Origin of the sequence: Gordonia sp. LUNF6 (assembly GCF_047041125.1) — a bacterium.
Lineage (GTDB): Bacteria > Actinomycetota > Actinomycetes > Mycobacteriales > Mycobacteriaceae > Gordonia > Gordonia sihwensis.
In genome coordinates, this window is the sequence record NZ_CP178182.1 from 26927 (window position 1) to 48582 (window position 21656).

The 21656-nt window shown below is 62.7% G+C and carries 22 protein-coding genes and 1 pseudogene; 10 read left to right on the top strand and 13 right to left on the bottom strand.

What is annotated here, in order from left to right; translation table 11 throughout:
- Nucleotides 1-82: 82 nt before the first annotated feature.
- Genes ACK8HH_RS18785 through ACK8HH_RS18800 form a run of 4 tightly spaced genes read right to left on the bottom strand, consistent with a single transcriptional unit; the run spans nucleotide 83 to nucleotide 2314 of the window.
- A complete protein-coding gene (locus ACK8HH_RS18785) occupies nucleotides 83-796 on the bottom strand; it encodes a type I-E CRISPR-associated protein Cas5/CasD (RefSeq protein ID WP_006897794.1) in 714 nt (237 codons plus the stop codon).
- Nucleotides 793-1173, bottom strand: coding sequence for a helix-turn-helix domain-containing protein (locus ACK8HH_RS18790; protein WP_006897793.1), 381 nt, complete (start codon nucleotides 1171-1173; stop codon nucleotides 793-795). Before ACK8HH_RS18790 ends, ACK8HH_RS18785 begins: the two co-directional genes overlap by 4 nt.
- Nucleotides 1161-2066: a hypothetical protein gene (locus ACK8HH_RS18795; protein ID WP_006897792.1), complete on the bottom strand. Its 906-nt coding sequence runs from the start codon at nucleotides 2064-2066 to the stop codon at nucleotides 1161-1163. The genes ACK8HH_RS18790 and ACK8HH_RS18795 overlap by 13 nt, the downstream gene beginning before the upstream one ends.
- The gene (locus ACK8HH_RS18800; protein ID WP_006897791.1) at nucleotides 2063-2314 is read right to left on the bottom strand and encodes a hypothetical protein; all 252 of its coding nucleotides are present in this window, start codon (nucleotides 2312-2314) and stop codon (nucleotides 2063-2065) included. The genes ACK8HH_RS18795 and ACK8HH_RS18800 overlap by 4 nt, the downstream gene beginning before the upstream one ends.
- Nucleotides 2315-2669: 355 nt before the next feature.
- On the opposite strand from ACK8HH_RS18800, the gene ACK8HH_RS18805 reads away from it, so the two are divergent.
- Entirely contained in the window at nucleotides 2670-3020 is a 351-nt protein-coding gene (locus ACK8HH_RS18805; RefSeq protein ID WP_244874927.1) for a M15 family metallopeptidase, read from the top strand.
- Between the two features lie 796 nt (nucleotides 3021-3816).
- Here the strand turns inward: ACK8HH_RS18805 and ACK8HH_RS18810 are convergent.
- From ACK8HH_RS18810 to ACK8HH_RS18820, 3 genes are all read right to left on the bottom strand, one after another.
- A complete protein-coding gene (locus tag ACK8HH_RS18810; RefSeq protein WP_412475746.1) occupies nucleotides 3817-4104 on the bottom strand; it encodes a hypothetical protein in 288 nt (95 codons plus the stop codon).
- Between the two features lie 4 nt (nucleotides 4105-4108).
- The gene (locus ACK8HH_RS18815; RefSeq protein ID WP_412475747.1) at nucleotides 4109-4486 is read right to left on the bottom strand and encodes a hypothetical protein; all 378 of its coding nucleotides are present in this window, start codon (nucleotides 4484-4486) and stop codon (nucleotides 4109-4111) included.
- A 129-nt stretch (nucleotides 4487-4615) separates the two neighbouring features.
- Nucleotides 4616-4942: a hypothetical protein gene (locus ACK8HH_RS18820; RefSeq protein ID WP_182374525.1), complete on the bottom strand. Its 327-nt coding sequence runs from the start codon at nucleotides 4940-4942 to the stop codon at nucleotides 4616-4618.
- A gap of 283 nt (nucleotides 4943-5225) precedes the next feature.
- Here ACK8HH_RS18820 and ACK8HH_RS18825 point away from each other — a divergent pair, with 283 nt between their 5' ends.
- Together ACK8HH_RS18825 and ACK8HH_RS18830 are read left to right on the top strand one after the other, a co-directional pair.
- Nucleotides 5226-5357, top strand: coding sequence for a hypothetical protein (locus tag ACK8HH_RS18825; RefSeq protein WP_258325139.1), 132 nt, complete (start codon nucleotides 5226-5228; stop codon nucleotides 5355-5357).
- A gap of 165 nt (nucleotides 5358-5522) precedes the next feature.
- A complete protein-coding gene (locus ACK8HH_RS18830; RefSeq protein ID WP_182374526.1) occupies nucleotides 5523-6218 on the top strand; it encodes a transposase in 696 nt (231 codons plus the stop codon).
- A 794-nt stretch (nucleotides 6219-7012) separates the two neighbouring features.
- Here ACK8HH_RS18830 and ACK8HH_RS18835 read toward each other — a convergent pair.
- The 3 genes and pseudogenes from ACK8HH_RS18835 to ACK8HH_RS18845 all read right to left on the bottom strand — a co-directional run.
- Nucleotides 7013-8461: an aldehyde dehydrogenase gene (locus tag ACK8HH_RS18835; RefSeq protein ID WP_182374527.1), complete on the bottom strand. Its 1449-nt coding sequence runs from the start codon at nucleotides 8459-8461 to the stop codon at nucleotides 7013-7015.
- Between the two features lie 25 nt (nucleotides 8462-8486).
- Nucleotides 8487-9599, bottom strand: coding sequence for an NDMA-dependent alcohol dehydrogenase (locus tag ACK8HH_RS18840; protein WP_258325138.1), 1113 nt, complete (start codon nucleotides 9597-9599; stop codon nucleotides 8487-8489).
- Nucleotides 9600-9769: 170 nt separating this feature from the next.
- Nucleotides 9770-10354, bottom strand: a pseudogene (locus tag ACK8HH_RS18845) (steroid 3-ketoacyl-CoA thiolase); the annotation flags it as partial.
- 110 nt (nucleotides 10355-10464) lie between these two features.
- Here ACK8HH_RS18845 and ACK8HH_RS18850 point away from each other — a divergent pair.
- The 3 genes from ACK8HH_RS18850 (at nucleotide 10465) to ACK8HH_RS18860 (ending at nucleotide 12651) form a co-directional block, all read left to right on the top strand.
- Nucleotides 10465-11088 (top strand): TetR/AcrR family transcriptional regulator, encoded by a 624-nt coding sequence (locus tag ACK8HH_RS18850; RefSeq protein ID WP_182374529.1) that lies wholly within the window; start codon nucleotides 10465-10467, stop codon nucleotides 11086-11088.
- 433 nt (nucleotides 11089-11521) lie between these two features.
- The gene (locus ACK8HH_RS18855) at nucleotides 11522-11977 is read left to right on the top strand and encodes a helix-turn-helix domain-containing protein (RefSeq protein ID WP_350339598.1); all 456 of its coding nucleotides are present in this window, start codon (nucleotides 11522-11524) and stop codon (nucleotides 11975-11977) included.
- 14 nt (nucleotides 11978-11991) lie between these two features.
- Nucleotides 11992-12651, top strand: a complete 660-nt coding sequence (locus ACK8HH_RS18860; RefSeq protein WP_182374531.1) for a hypothetical protein — start codon at nucleotides 11992-11994, stop codon at nucleotides 12649-12651.
- Nucleotides 12652-12752: 101 nt separating this feature from the next.
- On the opposite strand, the gene ACK8HH_RS18865 is transcribed toward ACK8HH_RS18860, so the two are convergent.
- Nucleotides 12753-13772 (bottom strand): IS30 family transposase, encoded by a 1020-nt coding sequence (locus ACK8HH_RS18865; protein WP_174316897.1) that lies wholly within the window; start codon nucleotides 13770-13772, stop codon nucleotides 12753-12755.
- Nucleotides 13773-14470: 698 nt separating this feature from the next.
- Entirely contained in the window at nucleotides 14471-15871 is a 1401-nt protein-coding gene (locus ACK8HH_RS18870; protein ID WP_067476669.1) for an IS1380 family transposase, read from the bottom strand.
- Between the two features lie 387 nt (nucleotides 15872-16258).
- Between ACK8HH_RS18870 and ACK8HH_RS18875 the strand changes: the two genes are divergently transcribed.
- Together ACK8HH_RS18875 and ACK8HH_RS18880 are read left to right on the top strand one after the other, a co-directional pair.
- Nucleotides 16259-18157, top strand: coding sequence for an AAA family ATPase (locus ACK8HH_RS18875; protein ID WP_182374532.1), 1899 nt, complete (start codon nucleotides 16259-16261; stop codon nucleotides 18155-18157).
- 14 nt (nucleotides 18158-18171) lie between these two features.
- Nucleotides 18172-18561 carry a hypothetical protein gene (locus ACK8HH_RS18880; RefSeq protein WP_412475743.1) on the top strand — a complete coding sequence of 130 codons (390 nt, stop codon included), beginning with the start codon at nucleotides 18172-18174 and terminating at the stop codon, nucleotides 18559-18561.
- Between the two features lie 20 nt (nucleotides 18562-18581).
- On the opposite strand, the gene ACK8HH_RS18885 is transcribed toward ACK8HH_RS18880, so the two are convergent.
- Nucleotides 18582-19820: an IS256 family transposase gene (locus ACK8HH_RS18885; RefSeq protein WP_068972296.1), complete on the bottom strand. Its 1239-nt coding sequence runs from the start codon at nucleotides 19818-19820 to the stop codon at nucleotides 18582-18584.
- A gap of 141 nt (nucleotides 19821-19961) precedes the next feature.
- Here ACK8HH_RS18885 and ACK8HH_RS18890 point away from each other — a divergent pair, with 141 nt between their 5' ends.
- Complete coding sequence (locus tag ACK8HH_RS18890; RefSeq protein ID WP_412475744.1) at nucleotides 19962-20765, top strand: hypothetical protein; 804 nt, start codon at nucleotides 19962-19964, stop codon at nucleotides 20763-20765.
- A 289-nt stretch (nucleotides 20766-21054) separates the two neighbouring features.
- The gene (locus ACK8HH_RS18895; protein WP_101841758.1) at nucleotides 21055-21654 is read left to right on the top strand and encodes a hypothetical protein; all 600 of its coding nucleotides are present in this window, start codon (nucleotides 21055-21057) and stop codon (nucleotides 21652-21654) included.
- Nucleotides 21655-21656 lie beyond the last annotated feature (2 nt).

Here is a 21656-nt window from a genome sequence, read left to right on the forward strand (position 1 = left end):
GGCGCATCTGCGGACCCTTCTCATTCCGCGGCGCAGCCGTTTCGGGGCGGCGCCGAGGCTTCTTCGTGGTAGGTGGGTTTGCTCAGCCTTTCCTGGTCGGCGGGATGAGTGCGTCGATCCAAGCTCCTGGCGAGATGCGGTCGGGGTAGCCGTCGGGGTTGTCGATCTGGATGTAGCCGAGTTCGGTGGCGCGGCGTTGGTCTCGTGGGCGGTAGAGGCGTGCTTCGGTGCGTCGGGGTTGTGTGCGGCGGTACCAGGGAGCGGCGATCCAGTCGTGGGCGCGGAGGATGTCGACGGGATCTCCGTCGACGACGCCGAGCAGGAGAGGGTAGGTCGGTGGATACTCCCGGCGGCCGAGAAACAGTGCCCATCGTGGGGCGTGAAGGGCCGCGGCGATCTGATCCAGGAACGCGCGGTCGCCGCCGATCCCGGCGAGGAACACGGCGTCGTCGAGGACGGACTCGATCAGGGGTTGAACGATCATTCGGGATTGGGTCCGGCGCCGGGTCGTGCGGAACTCGGTTCGGGCGCGGCCGGGTTGGTCGGCGCGGACGACGATGTCGAGTGCGAGTAGGTCGGCGAGCTCCGGTCGGGCGTGGCGCGGTGGTCCTGCGATGCGGTAGCGGCCCAGGGCTGATCCGAGCAGGCCGGCCAGGCCGGTGTTCGTGGGTGCGAGGCGTTCGGGGCTCAGGTCCCGTTTGATTGGTCGGCGAGTCAAGTCGGGTTGCGCGCGATGGACGTCCCAGGCTTGGGTGGGGCCGGCCAGTCGCAGCAGCAGCGTGGCCTCACTGGTCATTCGGGGACCTCCTCGTGCATGTACCGAAGGCGGAGTCCGGGAATGCGTTCGGCGACGCGGCCGAGGGCCGCGCGGTGCCAGGAGGCTGGGTAGGTCACGTCGGGCCAGTGTTCCCAGAGTTGTTCGTCATCGATGTAGATCGGGACGACGGTGTCGCCGTCCTCGCGGATGGCGGCGGTGACTTGGTCGATGAAGTCGTCGGTTGCGGCGAGCATGCTGCGGACCTGGGCGGCGACTCTCGGCGGGATGACCGAGGTCCCGGCATCCCAGCGGCGGACAGTACGGTCCTGGACTCCGAGTTGGGCGGCGATCCAGGCTCCGGTGACGCCTAGTCGTTCCCGAGCTACGCGGAACTCGGCTCCGGTCATCGTCTCCATACCCACACTCGTTCCTTCCTGATTAGCGGCGCACCTTCTGGGCCGGCGACGTAGGGGGCGATCCATCGCTCCTCTTTGCGTGAGCGGCCCGGGCCGACGTGGTAGGTCTTCCAGTGGTCGCGCACGATCCACCGGCACGAGTAGTGGCGGTCGCCGGCCGATGCCGCGGTGCCGTCCGGGCCGACCGACCAATCACGGACCGTTCGCAGATCGATGACCGTGACCTCCGGGATCGGCCTGTTCCTTGTCTCTCGTGGGTGGCCATCGGTAGCGAGGTTCGCTGGGCGGGTGCCGGCCACCTTCGGTTCCTGTGAGAGAAGCATGGTTGCAATGAGGATCCGCCAGAGCACGATTTCCGGCGACATCAACGCCTCACCGATGCTGATTGTCATGTGCGCCAGCGACTCCAAGTCCGTGGTGTCTGCCGGTTCGGGCATCAGCAGCTTCTCGAGCCCGGCTCGGCCGCCAGCGCGCACCGCAGCCTTCGTCCAGCCGGACACTCGTAAGTCACCCATCAGTGCCGTATGTTGCGGAGCCTCCGCGAATCGGGTCCAGGAGATCGCGTCGACGGTTCGGTCGCTGTGCGGCAACTGCATCGACAGGCCGCCGTCGAAGACGACCAGACCGGTGCGGTGCTCGGAAGGAAACTCCCACTCGGGCAGACGTCTCCCGGACAGTGCCGTGTCGAGGGCCAGGGTCGTCATGTCGGGGGAGACCCACCACAAGGAGCCCGTTTCCAGTCCATCTGCTTCGGCGTCCCACAGTCGTGCAGGGAGGTCGTGGCCGCTTCCCCAGATCGCGGGGTCGAGTGATCGGGCCTTGGTAGCGTCGGCCCGCAGGGCTGCGACCATCTGCTTGCGAATCTGAGGAAGCTGGGTGGCACGCAGGATCACTGCAGGGTCTCATCCTGGTCGGTCCGTCCCGCGTCGGAGGGACGCGCAGTGATCGTCTCGACCAGCGACCAGAACGCTTCGACGTCGAGGGCCGTAGACACGTACTCGGTCCCCTGCAGCGACCATGTGCTCAGCGGCGCTGCTTCGACAACGGCGTCGGTGAGTCGATCGATAGTCTCGGCGTCGAACTCATCTCCTACGGCCGCTTCGACGACGTAAGAGTGAATGTCGGTGCGCGTGATGGTCATGCGATTCCCCTTCGGGCCTCGGCTGGGCCTACATGCCCTACCTGGTACCTTCACCATATGTCCTAAAATAGGACACGTCAAGGGCGGATTTCATCGTTCCTGCCTGAATGCGGTTGCCTCCTGCGTCATCTCAGGAGCTTCGGCATTAGTATTGAAAGCGAGATTTGGACGGTCTCACACAACAACAGAAGGTAGGCAGCCAATGTCAAAATTTGGCATGCGTTCGTTCGTGGCAACAATGGTCGCCGCGGCAGGCGTAGGCGGTACTGTTCTCTGTTCGGCTCCGGCACACGCAGCAGAGCTGTCACAGAACGGTTTCCCCCTGATCAGTCAGGACCAGACAGTCGAGTGGAGCGTGAACGGAGTCACGTTCTGGACTGCGCCCGGTGCGCCGACTGAGAAACTGCAGGCATTCGTCACATGGTTCGATGCGGCTATCGAGCCGGTGTCGCTCGGAAACGGAGACGACTGGTCGTGGGCCGAGCCGGCACTAGTTCCCCCAAGCAACGTCAGCTACAGCAATCACGGCAGCGGCACCGCAATCGATCTGAATCTCGAACGCCACGCCGGCCAGGGCGCGAGCGGGACTTTCACCCCCGAGCAGGCCTCGGCGATCGCAGCCAAGGCCGCAGAGCTCGGACTCGTATGGGGTGGGTCGTGGACTGACATCCCCGACGAGCCGCACATCGAGCTGGCTCACCTCTAAGCATCAACAGCCGCAAGCCAGACTTACCCAAGAAGGCCCTCAACTTCTCACGAGTTGGGGGCCTTCTGCTGCGCGATAAATATTTGGAGTTCACTCGCGTGATTCACCAGTAAGTCCTGGTGTTCGGGGCGAGGGTTCACCGGTTAGTGGCAAGAGGTTCTTGGGCGCCCCGCGACCAGGGTCCTCGCGGCAGGCCTTCGATCTATCGTGGTCTACTTTCCGGGGTGATTAGCACTCAAGACTACTCGGCCGGGAACTAAACGCTACGTCTGACTTTGATCGGGAATACCCCTGGACCGTCGAGATTCAACACCCATCCATTAAGCGCACAAGAAGCCCTCAGCCCGTAACCCCCTGTCGGAAGACCGTTGTCATCCCAGTAGGGGACGAGCGGCGTAGTGTCGAAGAGGCATGGGGAGTGTCGCGGGCGCATGCGTTTTGGTCCCCACCATAGAAGCTCGTCGTTCATGCGTAACCAGCGCAGTTCTTCGACTGATTCGATGACACGCTCCTCAGAATCGGACTCTTTGTTGTCACCGCTCATTCATTTACTCCTCATCAGACACGGTCTGGATGGACGTGGATTCGATGCAGCAGAGCGGCCAGTGACTCACTGATCGCCATCTACCGGAGGCGTTCAATGTTTGGTCCGGCATCTCGGATCGGCTTCTTCTGACGCCAGTTGTTGCATGCGACCGCCCGGGGCCGGCCGTCGCAATCCGAGTCCGATCAATTCGGCCCTGTGCTCGTTCTGTGAAACCTGGTAGCTGAAGCATTCTTCCGCCAGTGCTGCGACTCAGGCCCCGGAGCCGGTCTCGGCGATGCGTTTGGCGAGCTGCCGTTCGGCATCGTCGAGGATGTTGCCGTAGTCAGCAGAGCTTGATCCGTCCCATTGACCGAGGTGCCAGCTGCGGATCTCCATGAGCTCCGCTGGGGTCGCCGGATGCCAGTACGTGACGCGAGGGGTACCCCACTCATCCCAGTTGCCGGACGGTGCCACCGCGAGTTGAGCCCCGGAAACTGCATGGCGCCAGATACGGGCTTGTCCTCGGTTGTCGACGGTGAGGAGCCCGCACGCTTTCATGGACTCAGTCAGCTGGGAGTACACGTGGCCTCCAGTGTCGATCCAGCCATGAAAGCTGGCATCCGGCCGTCGGTGAGCGCTCACCACGCTCGCGACCAGCAACGCGGTCAATCGTGATCTGTCGTAACGAGGCCAGATACCACATCGCCCACGCAATAACGACCACGACCATCAGAACCGCGCCGAAGATGGTCCAGAACAGTCCGGTCTGCCAGTTCAGGACACCAAGACTAATCGCGGGCACCGAGACCACGGGGAGGCGCCAAGCCCACACCAGGATGAATCGGACCAGTCGCCACACGCCGGTCACGATCGATCCGGCGATGTCGTCGGCAGTGGTATCGGGTGTACCGCTGCTGGGTGTTGAGGGGGTGTTGTTCATGAGGTGGTTTCCTCTGGTGCGCAGGCGAAACGAGGTCTCGATGAGACGTGAGGACTGGTGTGCGGGCCCACACGTGGCCCGGCGATGGCCGGCCAGGACGGTCGTATCAGGATCGTCCTGGCCGACCTGCTACTTCTGCCGCGTTGCCGCGGTGGTGTCGGCGGGGGTGATGGACGCGGCGCGGAATGCGAGGCCCGACCTGTCTCCCTGACTCCAGGGAATCGCAACCAGGCCGGTCACCGAAACCTGCTGGGTGACAGATAGTTTTGGATCACCCACGACCGTCGCGTTCAGGATTTCGCCGCCGCTCTCGTCGAGGGCGAGCATCTGCACGACGTACTGGGCCAGCCCTGTTGCCGGGTCCAGCCGGGGCGCACCGGTATCGAAGCTCAGTTTGATTTCCGGAACCTTGGTCACCAGAAACCGGGAATCGGTCGTATCGATTTTCAAACGCATGACTGCATCTCCTGAGTGAATGTAGTTGGTATGCACCATGTTTGGTGCACAACCCACACAACAGGACGCCGTGCTGTCAGTTCCATATCAATCAGAGGTCAGTTCGGGTCAGCGGCTGTCAATTGCCGTCACCGACCAGTCAGCCAGACGTCAGCGACACGCCGCTGCGTGACCAGTAAGGGCCCACCCGCCGCTGGTCTATGACATGGACCAACTATGGTCACCGGCCGAGCGGTTACAGTGAGCGCCATCGGCTCCAGCGATCACGACAGAAAGGCCGGGCATGGCATCGGACGACCACCACGGCGGCGCGGCATCCACGCAGACTCATGCCGAGTCGTCGGGCAATTCCAGTACTTCTGTCGAACCGGATGAGATGGAGCGCCGTGCGATCGTGGACCGCATCGCCGACTAGGAGTGTCGGACAGCACCCTCACGCGGGCGCGGCGGGGCGAGAAGATCAGCGATGAATCGGCCTACCTCATCGCCACCGCTCTGGGCGTCGAGGCCGGCCACATCTGGCCGCACCTGCAGGCCTCAAGCGCGGGTAGTGCGCCGATCGAGCGGCGATCGATCGTCGATGATCCACACAAGCGCCGATATCGAGATGCTCCGCATCCTCACGCTCACCCGCACCAGTGCCGTGCATGCTAAAACTGTCGCCATCACCACCATGCAAGACCTACTCGTCACCGCACCCGCCCCGGTCCGTGAACAGCTCTCCGGTTTGAGCCCACGCCGCCTGGTGTCGACCTGCGCGAAACTCAGCCTCGCTGACAATCCTTCCACCCCAACAGAATCAGTGCTGTTGGTGCTATACCGGCTCGCGGTTCGGTACCAGCACCTGGCCGCCGAAGCCGACAGCCTGCAACATCAGATCGGCCGCCTCGCCACCCACGCCTGCCCAGCCCTGCTCACCGTGTACGGCGTCGGACCCAACAGCGCCGCCACCCTATTGGTAGCGCTCGGTGACAACCCCGGCCGCGTCACCAGCGAAGCCGCGTTCGCCAAACTCTGCGGCGTCGCGCCGATCGAAGCATCCAGCGGGAAAACCGTGCGACACCGCCTCAATCGCGGCGGGAACCGGCAAGCCAACCGGGCGCTGCACACCATCGTCACCGTCCGGCTCCGCCGCCACCAACCCACCCGCGACTACCTCGCCCGCTGCATCGCCGACGGCAAAACCAAACGCGAAGCCATCAGATGCCTGAAAAGATACGTTGCCCGCGAGGTCTACAACACCGTCCTACCAGCACAAACACGCCAACCAACCTGACATACACAAGAGCATCTGCTATCGAGACCAGGCGTTCTAGCCGGGTGTTGTGCCTGACGCCGAGACTAGTCGGGATCTTGCGTCGGCAATGCAGCCGTCTGACCGATCTGAAACTGCAAGCTGGCAGCGCAAGGCACGGGCACGGCCGTTGTGCTCCACTGAGGTCGGCACGCCAGTGGACTCAGTCAACCTCAGCCACACGTTCTCTCGGCTCGCCACGCGGGCGGCTTTGGTCACTAGCATCCGAACAAACTTCGGCATTCGGGCGCCACACTGATGCTCGCCCAGGGGGCGAGCTGTACTCGTCGACGGCCGGGGTCAGTGTTGCTGGCGACCATCCCAAGAGGTAGACAGAGCTCGTTGACACCGGATGGTGGCGAGTCGTTGGTACTGAATCGGGTCGGCGTTCTTCGTCAGTTGACGGATGCTGGCCGGATGATTCATCACCGACGGTTCCGGCACCGTGCGAAGCGCAGCTCTTAGCAGTAAGAAAGTCTCACAAGATCGCCGGGACATCCCTCGCGGTTACGTCATCATCTTGCAAGCCGGACGAGTGTGTCTGCGTGGTACCAGCTGGCGGATCCGTCGTCCATGCGAATGGGGATGGATCCGAGACGGTCGGGTTCACCGATGACGTAGCCAAACGCCGGTATCACTGCGTACGGTGCTGGCACTATGACTTTGTCGCCGTAGCGCCAGTCGTTGTGGGTCGCCGTCATGTAAATAACCTCACGATCAGTGCGGTGTCGTTCCTGCGCGCGGTGGACAGTGCGGCAGGAACGACACGCGGGCGGCTACGCGCTCGTTGACAGATACGTCGTGTGGGTCCGCATGCACGCCGCGAGACCTTCGGGACCGAGTTCGCGGCCTAAGCCGCTCGCTTTGATACCGCCGAATGGCGCAACGGGATCGAGCATGTAGTAGTTGACGCCTACCGTGCCGGATTCGATTTGTTCGGCGATCTTGATACCGTGAGACTCATCAGCGGTCCATACGGTGCCAGCCAATCCGTATGCGGAGTCGTTGGCGATCTGAACCGCCTGACCGATATCGTCGTATGGCATAAGAGCGAGTACCGGTCCGAATACTTCCTCTTGTGCAAGGGAACTTGACGGATCAACGTCTGAGAAAAGGGTGGGTTGGACATACCAGCCACGATCGAGGTGGGCTGGCCGACCGCCGCCGGCAACAATGTTCGCACCGTCTCTCTTGGCCTTTGCGATGTGTGCCTCCACTCGGTTGCGGTGCGCAGCGCTGACCAACGGTCCGACCTGTGTACTCGGATCAAGTGGATCACCGATGACGGCACCGTTGACGAGTCCGGCGAAGAGTTCGAGGGACTCGTCGAACCTCGTGCGAGGAACAAGAATTCGGCTATTCAGCACACAGGTCTGACCGTTATTCAGTAGCGTCGCCTGAAAAAGTCCCTCGATGTTCGCAGTGAGGTCAGCATCGTCGAGGATGATCGCTGCCGACTTTCCACCGAGCTCGAGCGTGACTGGGCGGAGTAGCTCGCCACAGGTCTTTGCGATTTGACGGCCGACGGCGGTCGATCCGGTGAACGTGACCTTATCGACGCCTGGGTGGGATACGAGGTATGAGCCAGTACTCGCCCGCCCAGGAACGATGTTAATGACTCCCGCCGGTATGTTCGCAGCAACGACCGCTTCGGCGAAAATGTAGGAATCCAAGACTGTTTCTGGGCTGGGCTTCACCACTACGGTGCAGCCGGCGGCCAACGCAGGCGCCACCTTCAGTGCAGTGACCAGGTTCGGATAGTTCCACGGCACGATCGCGGCGACCACTCCGACTGGGGCCTGGCGAACAATCGCGCGGCCACCGAGTAGGCCTGGACGTGTCTGCTCCAGTTCCGTAGTCCGAATGAGGTTCGCATAATACCGGTATACGGTCGCGGGAAGCCCGGACTCGAGCATTCCGGCGATGGCAATCGGCATCCCGTTTTGGGACGAGACCAATTCGGTGAGCTGCGGCGCACGCGCCTCCAACTCATCAGCAAACCGCTCGATCGCTGCTGCGCGCTCGTCGGGACTCCACGCCGACCAGCCGCGAGGATCGTCGAATGCACGTCGTGCCGCGGCAACCGCGGCGTCGACATCGTCCGCATCTGCTGCTGGTGCGCTTCCTATGACTTCTTCGGTGGCCGCGGACAATACCTCGATCCGCTCTGGCGCGTGGGCTGGTGACAATGTACCGCCGATGAACAGCGTGTTCTGGTCGATCATGTGTTCCTCCGTGCGTGCTTGCATCTCAGTGGCTGTGCGTGATGATCCCGCGAATGTTCTTGCCATCGAACATGTCTTGATATCCCTGATTGATATCGCTGAGTTGGTACTCGGCGGTGACAGTCTCGTCAAGCTTCAGCTGGCCGTCTCGGTACAGTCTGAGCAGCCGGTGAATATCTGCTCTCGGGTTGGCTTCGCCGAAGAGGCTTCCAGCCAAACGCTTTTGAAAGAGCGTGAACATCATCAACGGGATGGTTGCAGTGTTCTCAGTTGCCGGGGCAACACCAGTAACAACCCCGACGCCGCCTTTTCGCACCAACTCCAGCGTCTGTCCGATCATTTCGCCGGCGACAACCCCCACTGTGAGAATCGCTGAGTCGGCCATCACACCGCGGGTGAGGTCTGCAACAAGCGCAGTGGCCTCCTCGAAGCTCGTGCAGAAATGTGTTGCCCCGAGCGGTATTAACTGCTGCTTCTTTGATTCGACGATATCCACCGCGACGATATTTTCGGCGCCCGCTATTCGGGCACCTTGGATCGCGCTGGCGCCGATGCCGCCGCAGCCGATGACGACAACTGTGTCGCCCGGTTGGACCTTTGCGGTGTTGACCGCTGCCCCCCAACCTGTCGTCACTCCGCAACCGAGCAGACACGCTCGATCAAGCTGAACGTCGTCGTCGACCTTCACCACGGATTCTTGGTGGACCGTCCCATACTCAGCGAAGGTTCCCAGCAACGATAGGGCGCCGAGGTCCTTTCCACGGGCGCGGCGGCGGTAGCTGCCGTCGAGCATGGTGCCGGCGAGGATGAACGCGCCCATGTCGCAAAGATTCTGTTGCCCAGTCGAGCACCACCGGCAATGCCCGCATGCTGGCAGAAACGAGCAGACGACCTTGTCGCCGGGCTGCAGGTTCTTGATTCCCGGACCGACTTCTTCAACGACTCCTGCACCCTCGTGACCACCGACGGTGGGTACCGCGATCGGCATATCACCAGTGCGGGCGTGATCATCGGAGTGGCATAGCCCGCTCGCTTCGTAGCGGATGAGCACCTCACCTTCCTGGGGTCCGTCGAGCTCGACATCCTCGACGCTCCAGTCCTCACCGGGACCCCAGAGAACCGCTGCTTGCATTTTCATCACTTACTCCAATCGTTTAAGAAATCGGGTGTTAGCCAACCAGGGATAGTGTGCTGCGTCGCACTCATGCAGAGCGTGGATCGCAACGCCACGGGGTTGAACCAGAGCGCCACCATCGGCGGATAATTCACTGGCTGAGTTCGGCGTCTAGCTGTTCACCGGTTGTTGACGGCTTGTGTTGCGGCCCAGGCGCGCTCGTGACTACGCGCCGAGAAGTCGTCCAGCTCGGCACGGGTCAGGCCGAATCGGGCGTTCATCAGCTCCGACGACGCGCCCTGCGCCATCAGCTCGCCGCGCTCCGAATCGACGTTATAGCGGACCAGCTCGCGCGGGCTGTACTGCGGGCCGAGGGGCGCGCCCGGCCTCATCGCCGGTGGCATCGGCACCCGGGACATCGACTCGACGCCGCAGGCGATCACGAGATCGGCGCAGTCGGCCACGATCGCCTGCGCCGCGAAACTGACGGCCTGTTGTCCGGAGCCGCACTGCCGGTCCACCGTCACCGCGGGCACGGACTCGGGCAGTCCCGCGGCCAGGACCGCGTGCCGGCCGAGATTGCCGCCCTGCTCCTCGTTCTGCAGTACGCAACCGGCGATCACGTCATCGATCAGCGATGCGTCCACGCCGGTCCGATCGACCAGCGTGCGCAGTGTCTGGCCGAGCAGATCGACTGGATGCCAGTTGCGCAGCGCGCCGCCTCGCCGTCCGACCGGGGTGCGGACCGCTCCCACGATCACTGCTTCTCGAGCTGCCATGAAATCCTCCTGCTACGGTATCGATCATCGTACTATACGAATGTCCTAGAATATGAGCAAATGTACTGAAATGCGGAAATCTGTATGATGTCCATTCGAGTGGAGGTGACATGTCCAGCGGGGAGCCGATCGACAGCGATCTGACGACCAAGGCGCGCATTCGTAACGCTGCGCTGGAACTCTTTGCCGCCGAAGGGGTTTCGGCGGTATCCATGCGAGCGGTGGCGGCGCGCGCGGGTGTCGCGGTCGGACTGGTGCAGCATCATTTCAAGACCAAGGACGGCTTGCGATCGGCGGTCGAGCAGTACATCGTCGACCGCCACGCCGCGGCGATCGCGTCCGTGCCGGGCGACGGTGCTCCTGCCGAAGTGGCGGCCGCACGTGATGGGGCGGTGCGGCGCATGCTCGACGAGCACCCGGCGCTCATCGGCTACATGCGTCGCGCGCTACTCGACCCGAGCGGCGACGGCCGGTTGCTGGAACGGCTCACCGACCTATCGCGGAACCAGGTCATCGAACTGCGCACGGCAGGTGCCGCATCGACCAGCCGACCAGTCGCCGATCAGGTGGTCGGGCTGATGGTGCGGCAGCTGGGACATCTGTTCCTGCAGCCGATGATCGATGCGATGTGGGCTCAGCTCGATACCGAAAAGACGTGCAAGCCGCAACTGATCGTCCGCGCCAGCGCCAATGTCGGAGCCCCAGAAGGACTTCGCACAGCGGAGCCTTCATAGCCTAATCGGTGATAGAAGGTTGCGCTAACACGTGACTACACCTGTTGGACATCTACCGTCCAAGAGTCTGCACCGATGTCGGACAGGTCCATTTCACACCAATGGCAATATCGACCCGCGCCGGTACTGCAGGCGAAACCTGCACAATACAGTTGCCGCAGTTGGTCTTTGCGGTGGCGCTACGTCTTGGCTCAATCGGTGACTGCGACATTCCTGATTGGAGTGCTGTATGCCAGGCAGAGATCGACTACCGTTGCCGCCTGAGGTTCGGGAGCGGGTTTTCGTGAGTTGCAGCACCGCGGTCGAGTATCGGTAGCGGGTGTGCCCCAGACCCTTGCGCTGATCTGGACGCGTGTGTTCGGCATCGTCCCGGCGATTACCGGTGGCCGCCGAACGCCGCCACTGGTCAAGGCCCGATTCTTCGACGAGATCGATGCCGGCGTCAGCCCCGACCGAGACCGGCCTAGTCGCAGGGGTGTTCGGCGGCCACCGAGTGTCAGTGGGCCGCACGCGGCTGGCCGAAGCGGTCAGGGACGCTCAAGTGGTGCCACCACATTCGATTACCCCATCGCCCGCCGGGGTTCCTCGCGCGGACGCGTTGACCTGGCTCGAGCGCGTCCGGATCGAGAAACTGACCGACGCCGGCTACCGGCAGGCCCGGATACTGGGCCGTTCGCCAGCGACGATCAGCCGGGAGATGCGGCGCCGGGAAACCATCGTCAGGCCGCGACCGACGGGCCAGGGCGGCGCTGAGGCTGCGCGGCGGCGGGATTGCTGTCATCGCTTTGCGGAGGTAGTAAACAGGCGGGCGAGACTAGCTGGCCGGACTTCGCTCGAGGCCGCGGCCCCAGCGAGAGCGCATTCACCAACCAAGAGTTGGCGGCGTTGATGGAAACGCCCGGGGTGAGTGTCGTCGTCGATCCGGAGACTCTTGCCGATATGAAGGCTGCTGCGGACTCGACGATCCAGACCAAGGTCGACCTACTGCAGCAGTGCACACGACCTACACATGACGATGGACGGCGAGTCCGGCTGCACTACAACGCGACGCCGGTACAGATCTGCGGCGACGGCCAGGTCGACTCAATCACCTTCCATGCGCCAGACGGCCAGGAAACAATCACCGCTGCAGGCCTCGTGATTCCGTCAATCGGCTACGCCGCAACATCGATCGCAGGACTGCCATTCGACGCGGCCACCAACACCGTGCCAAACGATGGCGGACGGGTGCTGCAAGACGACGACACCGTGATGGATGGCATCTACGTGACCGGTTGGATACGACGAGGGTCGACCGGCGGGATAGGCATGAACAAACTCGACGCGCGGGAGGTAGCAAGGGCGGTGATCGACGACTTCCAGGCCAGGCCAATTCACACACCGCGCGAGGGTTACCGCGAGGACCTCGTCTCGCTGCTCGACGGCCGCGGAACACAACCAATCGGGCTGGACGGCTGGCAACGGATCAACAACGCCGAACTGGACGCCGGACACGCTCTCGGCAGGGCACGCCTGAAACTGATCGCCCGCGCCGAGATGCACAGGATCGCTTCCGCAGAGTAGGCCACCGTAACCAAGAACTGAAAGATTGCCCACCAGATCACGGCAACACGCTGTCCGGCTGCTTGATACTTAGTCACCACGAGTCCCTGATGTCGGCGGTGTCAACTCGTGGAAGCAACGTTGTCCTTCAGTAGGCGTTCGAAGACTTCCCGTGGAGTGTAGAAGCCCAGGCACTGCCGTGGCCGCTCGTTGAGCTCGCGGGCGATCGCTTCGAGGTACAGCTGATCGGATGGGATTTCGGTGCCCTTGGGCAGGTACTCGCGGATCAGGCCGTTGGTGTTCTCATTCGTCGGGCGTTCCCATGGCGAGCGGGGATGAGCGAAGTAGATCGGCAACTCGGCGGCCACGGTGACGCTGGCGTGCTCGGCCATCTCGGTGCCTTGATCCCACGTCAGGCCCTGTCGCATGAACTCCGGCAGTCCTCGCAGGTGATCGATCAGCACATCAGCAACGCCGGGTGCTTTCTTCCCGTCCGGCAGACCCAGGATCAGCGTGTACCGGCTGGTGCGCTCGACCAAGGTCACCGCCGCGGACTGGCCGGCCTTCCCGACGATCAGATCTCCTTCCCACCAGCCCGGCACCCGCCGATCGGCCGCGGTCTCGGGGCGGTCGTCGATGCTGACCATGCCCACGATCCGCGCCGACCGCTCACCGACTGACTTGCGGGGTTTACGCGCGGTGCGCTTGGACTGCAACAGGATGCCCTGAGCAGCCAACTCTCCCTTCGGAAGAGCATAAATCCACCGATAGATCGACTCGTGTGACACGCGGCGGCCCTGCGCGTTCGGTGAACCCGTCATGGGATCCACTGTGGGGTCTTGGGCCTCGAGCTTCAACCTCCCCGCGATCTGGCGCGGCGTCCGCGACCTGCGCAGGTCGGACCGTACCCGGTCGGCGAGCACCGAGTCAGCATCGATCGCCCTCGTCTGCGGACGGGCCCGCCGTGCGCGGGCGTGCTTGTCGGCGTGCACCACCTGATACGCGCCCGTCTTGGTGGCATTGCGTTTGATCTCGCGAGACACCACCGACTTGTCGCGCCCGATCTGCTCGGCGATCGCCGTGACCGTCATCCCCGCACGCCGTCCGACCGCGATCTCCGTCCGGTCCGCCACCGTCAACATCATCCGTCCCAGCCCCACCCAGGGTCTCCTACCGCGCTACCCGCAACCCCTCGTGGCCTGCAGTGTTGCTACGACGGTATGACACCGCCGTCCGCTCCCGATGGGCACGATGCCGCGTGCTCCGTCGACGTAGGCGTAGTCGACGCGGTCGATCAGGGAGCCCCGCCAGGACATGTCGGCGATGTCTATCTGGACTGACGAGTCGGAAAGACTTCAGATCACTCAAATCGGCGTTCCGACGCGGAATCCCGAAGCTCGAATCCCCATTCCGTATGGGATCGTGTGGTGGACGTCAGGCTTGTACACCGTCACCGCGTGATGGCTGTCTTCCTCAAGTCGCCATGCGTCGACGGGGTCGGTTGAACTCTGAAACCTACTCCGATACGTCGGTCTATCTTCGATGTTGTTCAGTTTCCTCACGCATTCGTGACTAGTGGAGATGCCGGTGGAAGGCCTGACCGCATTCCTTCATCGACGAGACCATGAAATAGACAGCTGCACGGCAGTGTTCGATGATTACGTAAGAGGTGCCGGACATGGCCGAGAGGTGTTGTTAGCCCCGCTGATTCACGGGCCGGTGTGACTGCTGCTGTCGGGTGACGGCGGGCTTGTTTTCGCGTGTGGGCGTGCGTGTGTGCCGGCTGGCGCTGCCGGTGGGCGGGTCTCCGGGTGGTGATGTCGTGGGCGGGCAGGTGAGGTCAGGCGGGTTTTGGGATCGCGGCGATCGTGTTGAACACTGCGACGATGGCGGTGGCCCACGGCCATGTTTCGGGAATCTTCACGCGCCGCCGCCGGCCACTACGGACCAGTCGGGCTGCCACGTGAAGGAAGCGGTAGCGCAGCGCTTTGGGCTCGCACAAGGCCAGAACTGCGGCGTCGCCGGTGCAGGCCAGCATCCGAGTCCACGCCACCAGATCTGCGGCGATCATCACCGCCACCAGCCAAGCCTGGTTGAGAGCGAACTCCCGCGAGGGAAGCCTGCCCAGGCCGGTGTCTTTGGCGTGGCGGATGCGGTCCTCGACCCGGGCGTGAGCCCGATGCCTGGCTTCAAGAAACTGCAGCTGGCCGGTGGCGGTGTTGGTGACAAAAGCCTGGTAGCGCCATCCATCGATCTCCTCGAACATCGACAACTGGGCGCCGGGGTGGGGCCGCTCGCGGCGTACGATCACCCGCATCCCGTCTGGCCACTTTGCGAGCATCCCGGGAGCGAGGAACCCGGTCAGCTCCGCGATGTCGGCCCCGTCGCGGATGTCCCCGTTGGGGTTGAGCGCTGGTCCCCACGCGGCTTCGGGGCAGGTCGCGATGGCCCGGCGAATCGGGGCAGTGATAGCGAAGCCGACCGAGTACTCCACCTGTCGACCACGAACGCGGTTCTGCTCGGTGATCCACTCCAGCAAGTCGTGGGAGGCGCCGGCACCGTCGGAGCGGATCAGCAGATCACGCCGATGACTGGCGGGGATCTGCGCGATGGCCTGGCCCAGGACGTCGATGTGGTCGGCAGCGGTGTTCGACCCGGCGTTGCCCGGGCGCAAGCTCGCGGCGAGAAACTCTTCTGTGTTGTCGCACCACACGCCGATCGGGTGGTACCCGAACGTGCGCTTATATGTCGGAGTTGCATGTTCCTTCTCGCTGTGGGTGACCACGATGGTGGCATCCACATCGAGCACGACCGTCGATCCCAGATCCCGCCCCGCACACGCCGATGCGGGTACTCCGCCGGGCAGTTGGGACCACACGTGCCGCCGCGTGCGGGCACGCGCGACCTGGATCTTCTTGCGCTTGCCGGCAGTGACCTCATCGAGTGTGCGCCACACCGTCGGCGCCGAGGCGACCGGGCCCAGGGCCCCGGATTGGTGGCGCAGGACGCCGATGTCGGAGATGGACTCGCCGCCATCGGCGAGCATCACCGCGGTGTCGATCAGCACACGGCCGCGGTCGTGGATCGGGATGAATTGTCGGCGAGCCATGGCCCCTGACAGCTCGGCGGTCAGACCGACCTGATCAGCCAGAAGTCGAGGCACGATGGCCCCGGCGTGGGCGATCACCCCGACACCATCAGCAGTAACGGACAGACCGGCCGACCACGAAGTACGCTTCACCTACCGAGTGCTTTCTGCTGGAGAACATGGAACCTTAGACAAGTCCCAGTTTCCCCTGCTCAGGAAGCACTTCGGTCTATTTTCGCCCAGCGATCCGCAGATCCCCATGAAACACCCAGGTTAGCGACTTGCGAGATTCCAACTGGATCTCACATCTCTGTCCTCCACCACTTCGGTACCGCTCGCATTTGGAGTAACAGTATTGGGGCCTCCCTGGGCTTGGGCGCTTGGCCACACCGAAGGGCCCTGGTGCCTACGGTGAGGACGGGGTATTCGACGGATTCGAAACATGCGCACGAGGATGTTTCACGAAAGTGCATCTAGCGTGACAACATTCAGCATGGGCGAACGCAGGCTGGAGTTTCCGACGAATCCGGAACCGATGCTATGACGGATCAAGGGGTGGGTGTGGTGGGTGTGGGGGCGCGTTGGTGGAGTCTTGACATTCATGCGCACTCCCCGGCGTCATTTGATTACGGCGGTATCGCCGACGTGAGGAGCAGCGCTCCGAAGCCAACCTTCAAGGAGTGGATTCAAGCCTATATCGACGCCGGCGTGGATGGCATCGTCGTCACCGATCACAACACTCATGAAGGTATCGAGCAAGCGCGTGATGCGCTGGCCGATCTTAAGGCCGAGAATCCAGGACTCAGGCCGTTCGTCATCTTCCCGGGTGTCGAGGTGACGGTGACTAATGGGACTCACGTTCTCGCGATCTTCGATCCCCAGAGCCCAGCCGAGGTTGTCAACCAGACGCTGACGTTGTGCCAGTACAAGGGCACCCGGGGAGGCAGTGACCAAACGGCCGATGTGACGGTTGCAACTGCGGCGAAGATCGTCAACGAGCTAGGTGGACTGTTCGTACCTGCTCATGCAGACAAGAAGCAGGGTGTTTTCGGGATCGATCCACGCGACTTGGCCGTCCTGCGTGAAAGTCCTCACATTCACGCCGTTGAGGTGATCGATGATAGTGCGCTGAGCACTGCCGACGCCTCAGGCTGGGTGCCGCTCCTAGGTTCCGACGCACACCATCTCACCACTGGGTCTCACTCAGACCCGGACTCTGCTAAGGCACCCGGCACGCACCTCACCCTCGTCAAGGCAGAACGCCTCGACCTTGAGGGTCTGCGCTTGGCGCTTACAGATCCGCTCGAGTCGATCCGGCGGTGCCGCAAGGACTACGACGATCCGAACGACGTTGACCACGGCTATATCCGTTCGCTCGAGGTGAGCCACGGAGGAGCCACCGAAACGTACCAGTTCGGCCCGTGGATGAATTGCCTCATCGGCGGCCGCGGTGTGGGCAAGTCAACTGTCATCGAGCTCCTCCGGCTCGCGCTCGGCCGGACAAGCGAATTGCCAAAAGGCATTGCCGGTGATCTAGTTAGATTTGATCCCGTCGTCGAGTCGGATCATCGGTGGTGGACCAGCGAGACTCGAATCACCGTCGAGTACGTCAGAGACGGACGCTCATTGAAGGTGACGTGGGCCGGGTCTGATCCAACGCAATCGAAGATCGAGCTTTGGGACGGATCCCAATGGCAGCCACAGGCTGGGCGTGTGTCCGACCGGGTGCCGGTTCGCGTGTTCAGTCAAAAGCAGATCTATGAGCTGGCATCAGAGCCGCAGAGCTTCCTGACCATCCTCGATGATATGCCGCAGATTCGGCGACCAGAGTGGGACGAGGAGTATGAATCGCTCCAGCTGAAGTTTAAGGCTGAGCGAAACAAGCTGCGGCAGTTGCTCGCCGAGTTGGAGAAGGCCGACCGCATTCGAGGCGAGCTGGAAGAGGTGCGGGGTCGTCTGCGCCATCTCGAGCAGCTCAAGGCAAGTGATGAATACCAGGAACTCGAGGCGCTTGAGAGCAGACTCCGGCTATCCGCGTCAGCGGAGGAACTGGCGACCGAGATTGAACTCGGAGCGAACAAACAGTCGACAGCGTTGCGCGGACTTACGTCCGGGCTCCTGAACGTCGAGGAACACTCCGATCGCGCCGCGTCGTTCATTCGTGCAGCGCAGCTCCTGGAAAAGGCGTCAGAAGTGTTGAGGTCCGCGAGGTCAGAGTGGGAGGTACGACCTACTCGTCAGCAGTGGGAAGCACGAGTTACTGAGCTCAATGCGTGGCTGAGTGACCAGGGTGGGTCGTCGCATGCAACTCCAGAGCAGACGACTTCCTGTCACTCGGGTGGTTGTTCTACAACCTTTGGAAGCACGAAGGGTTCACGTGTATTGAGCCTGAATTCTTCGCTCGATACGCCGCTCCACCAGCGGCCGTCGACTTCCTGATGGACCATTGCACGGTGTCGCTCGCAGACCTGCGCGCACAGCTGGCGCAGGAACGATCCGAGAATGCGTCGCTGTGGACTCGGTACAAGCTGCAACAGACCCCGTTTGTGCGTATCGACGACGGCACACTGCTGCCTATCAGATTTCAGTACGTGATCCAGCGCATCTTCGGAGACCATCTCTACCTCGAGACCGAACACATGTTGCGTGCGACCGACTCGAAGAAGGCCGACCACTACGCGGAGGCAATGCGGAACATCTTCGAGGAACGCGTTGGCGAGGTCCTCCAACGCATCTGTACCTACGACGAATCGGGGGAGACAGTCCTTGTTGACGAAGCCGAGATGAAGGACAGCGCCCCGTGGGGTGGTGGACTTCGGATCGGCGTGTGCCACGCGTTGTGATCAACGAGTCGTGATGGATGTTAGGCGATTTGGCGTGGCGCGTCGACCTGTTGGGCGGCCTGGTGTTTGGCGGCGATAACCTTGCGCAGCTCGGCCATGCTGATGTCGGAGAGGTAGCGGCGGGTGACTTGCCATTCGTCGTGGGCTTCGATCACGACCGCGGTGGCCAGCCGGAGAAACGCCGGCGGGTTGGGGAAGATCTCCACGACATCGGCGCGGCGCTTGATTTCCTTGTTCAGCCGCTCAATTGGATTGTTCGACCAGATCTTCTGCCAGTGCGCCTTCGGGAACGCCGTGAACGCGAGCACGTCGGGTTTGGCCTCAGCCATCATCGCCGCCACTTTCGGGAACGATGCTTCGAGGGTGTCGGCGACCTGGTCCCACTGTGCGGCGACCTCGGCCGGTTCGGTGTGGGCGAAGATCGTTTTGACCGCAGCGGTCACCACCGGCGCTTGTTTGGTCGAGACCGCGCCATGCAGGTTCCGCATGAAATGCACCCGGCAGCGCTGCCACGCTGATCCGGTAAACTGCTGGGCCACTGCCGTTTTCAACCCTGCATGGGCATCGGAGATCACCAGATGCACCCCTGAGAGTCCTCGGGCTTTGAGTGAGGCGAGGAACTCACGCCAGAACTCGAAGGATTCCGAATCACCGACTGCAGTGCCGAGCACCTCACGAGTTCCGTCCATCGACACCCCGGTGGCCACGACAAGGGCTTGGGAGACGACGTGGGCGCCGACTCGCACTTTGCAGAAGGTGGCATCGGCGAACACATAGGGGAACTCGGTGTGGGTCAGAGGCCGTTCCCGGAACGCCGAGATTTCTTTGTCGAGGCCGGCGCAGATACGGGACACCTCGGACTTGGAGATCCCGGCCGAGACGCCGAGGGCGTTGACGAGGTCATCGACGCTGCGGGTGGACACACCGTGTACGTAGGCTTCCATCACCACCGCGTGCAGGGCTTTGTCGATGCGGCGGCGTCGTTCGAGCAGGCTGGGGAAGAATGACCCGGACCGGAGCTTGGGGATCTTGACTTCCACATCGCCCGAGGTCGTCGATACGGTCTTAGTTCGGTGGCCGTTGCGGTGGGTGGCGCGTTCCGCGGAACGCTCATACCGGCCGGCGCCGATCTTTTCGGTGGCCTCGGCCTCGATCAGTGCTTGCAGGCCAGCTCGGATCAACTCGGCGAACACCGCCCCGGAATCGGCGGAGGTGAGTGCATCGAGCTGGGCGAGCAAGGCAGAATGGTCCTGGGTCATCGTGTGGTGTGTCCTTCTGTGAGTCACTTGGTAGGTAACTCATTGACCACTACGCGATGGCCCGCCCAACAGGGTCACCGACACGCTCAGCAGCAGCTCACCTCAGCCCCGAAACCCCACCACCTCAGGGGACTTACCCAGATGAAGCGAGTCTGGCGAACGAAAAAGTCGACGCTGCCGAAGATCTGCGACTTCGCACTCTTCCGTGGGCACGGTTGCATTCTGATCGACGCCAACATGCGTAACTTGCCCCAACCGTTCGCGGAAGGTGAGGCGACGATCGAATCGCTGCAACTCGAGATCGAGCAGCGGTTCACGACAACCAAGTTCCGACAGCTACTCAGCACCGTCGAACTCTTCATGAACCGAGGCTGGAACAGGCTGCGTACGGCGGTCACTGGCCGCACCAGATTCGTCCCGATCGTGGTTGTTCCCGACGCGGGAATCCCGGGCGACATCGCGGTCGAGAACGCTGTGTACACCAGAGCATTCGGCCTGGTAGTCAAGTACAACGAGAATCCCAACATCACCAAAGTCCACGTGCCAGCAATTCTCACCTGGCGTGACCTACTCAGACTCGATGGACTAGCCGAACGCGGCGTCGACATCTTTGTCCTGCTCAAACGCTGGCGCGACATTGACGCTCTGGGTCGGTTCGGGCGTGAGCAACTACCTGTGCCGTTGAGTGAGTTCCTAGATCGTCGATACCCGGACTCACCGATGAGTCAGCGTGAGCACCGGCGAGGATGGGACCTGTTTGAGCACCTTCGTTCCCACGTAGAGCAACACGCGATCGCGGCTGCTCCCGCGGCCCTTCGCCAGACGGTGGCAGCAGAGTTCGCGCACCAACGACGCCAGCTGCCGACATTCGACAACCGACACGAGTTCACCGAGCGCGATGGCCGCGCCATGAGGATCACCAACAGTTCATCGGATTGCGATTGAGGAAACGATAACGGCCACAACAGATCCGCTGTTGGCTTGCGGTGTGGCGGCTACGGTAGCCACTCAAGAAGCGGTAAATATACTGCCTCACAATCACTTTCACTCGTCCTAGTTCGCGCCGATAATGTACCTTATGTCAGGTAAACCACTGCATATTGCATCAGATGCATCACCTCGCCACTCCTCCTGGTCCTGACCGCGGTCACGAATCCCGTTGCTTAGCAGCGGCATTCGAGCAAGCAACACGGCTTTGACGCGAGGTTCGTGTGAGAGGAGCCAGACGGTGAAAATGGCAGAGAAGTTGCGGCGTCACGCCGCGGCGGCGCACGGGCTGTTTCTGACCGCTCACACGTGTGAGCTGATTGTCGACGATCGGCTGGCACTGCGCGCGGCCACCAACGATTCCAAGAACATCGGCGCGGCTGAGCTCGCGCTCATCGCCCGAGAGATCGCCACGGCCTCGGCCGTCACTGCGGAGGCCCTGGCGGCCAGCAACCCTCCCGACCCCGATGCCGGCCCGTGGACCACACTCATCAGTATCGACCTGTTCGGCCGGACCATCAGTGCCATCGCCGAGAGCGCGATCGACCGGCACCACCGCGATCCCGAACTCGCCCTGCTGGCCAGCGAAAGCGTGTACCGCCATCTATCAATGTTCGGCTCCTTCGCCGCCCGCGTCGACCTCGAGACCACCCCACCCGGATGGGTCGCCGTCGCACCCATGGAAATCCGATTCACCGCCAACAGCCTCATCCACGCCGCAGCCAGCACCGACTCCCCTCCCCTGGCCCGCGCCCTCACCGAAGACGCCCACCGCCTCCTCGCCGCGAACGCAGCCACTGAGTTCGTACTGGCCGGCCGGATCCCCATGCCGCCCCGTACGGTGTGACC

Coding starts and splice junctions, on each gene's coding strand:
- ACK8HH_RS18785 (WP_006897794.1), bottom strand. CDS start 796: ATGACCAGTGAGGCCACGCTGCTGCTGCGACTGGCCGGCCCCACCCAA.
- ACK8HH_RS18790 (WP_006897793.1), bottom strand. CDS start 1,173: ATGGAGACGATGACCGGAGCCGAGTTCCGCGTAGCTCGGGAACGACTA.
- ACK8HH_RS18800 (WP_006897791.1), bottom strand. CDS start 2,314: ATGACCATCACGCGCACCGACATTCACTCTTACGTCGTCGAAGCGGCC.
- ACK8HH_RS18810 (WP_412475746.1), bottom strand. CDS start 4,104: ATGAAAGCGTGCGGGCTCCTCACCGTCGACAACCGAGGACAAGCCCGT.
- ACK8HH_RS18815 (WP_412475747.1), bottom strand. CDS start 4,486: ATGAACAACACCCCCTCAACACCCAGCAGCGGTACACCCGATACCACT.
- ACK8HH_RS18820 (WP_182374525.1), bottom strand. CDS start 4,942: ATGCGTTTGAAAATCGATACGACCGATTCCCGGTTTCTGGTGACCAAG.
- ACK8HH_RS18825 (WP_258325139.1), top strand. CDS start 5,226: ATGGCATCGGACGACCACCACGGCGGCGCGGCATCCACGCAGACTCAT.
- ACK8HH_RS18830 (WP_182374526.1), top strand. CDS start 5,523: ATGATCCACACAAGCGCCGATATCGAGATGCTCCGCATCCTCACGCTC.
- ACK8HH_RS18835 (WP_182374527.1), bottom strand. CDS start 8,461: ATGATCGACCAGAACACGCTGTTCATCGGCGGTACATTGTCACCAGCC.
- ACK8HH_RS18840 (WP_258325138.1), bottom strand. CDS start 9,599: ATGAAAATGCAAGCAGCGGTTCTCTGGGGTCCCGGTGAGGACTGGAGC.
- ACK8HH_RS18850 (WP_182374529.1), top strand. CDS start 10,465: ATGTCCAGCGGGGAGCCGATCGACAGCGATCTGACGACCAAGGCGCGC.
- ACK8HH_RS18855 (WP_350339598.1), top strand. CDS start 11,522: ATGCCGGCGTCAGCCCCGACCGAGACCGGCCTAGTCGCAGGGGTGTTC.
- ACK8HH_RS18865 (WP_174316897.1), bottom strand. CDS start 13,772: ATGTTGACGGTGGCGGACCGGACGGAGATCGCGGTCGGACGGCGTGCG.
- ACK8HH_RS18875 (WP_182374532.1), top strand. CDS start 16,259: ATGACGGATCAAGGGGTGGGTGTGGTGGGTGTGGGGGCGCGTTGGTGG.
- ACK8HH_RS18885 (WP_068972296.1), bottom strand. CDS start 19,820: ATGACCCAGGACCATTCTGCCTTGCTCGCCCAGCTCGATGCACTCACC.
- ACK8HH_RS18890 (WP_412475744.1), top strand. CDS start 19,962: ATGAAGCGAGTCTGGCGAACGAAAAAGTCGACGCTGCCGAAGATCTGC.
- ACK8HH_RS18895 (WP_101841758.1), top strand. CDS start 21,055: ATGGCAGAGAAGTTGCGGCGTCACGCCGCGGCGGCGCACGGGCTGTTT.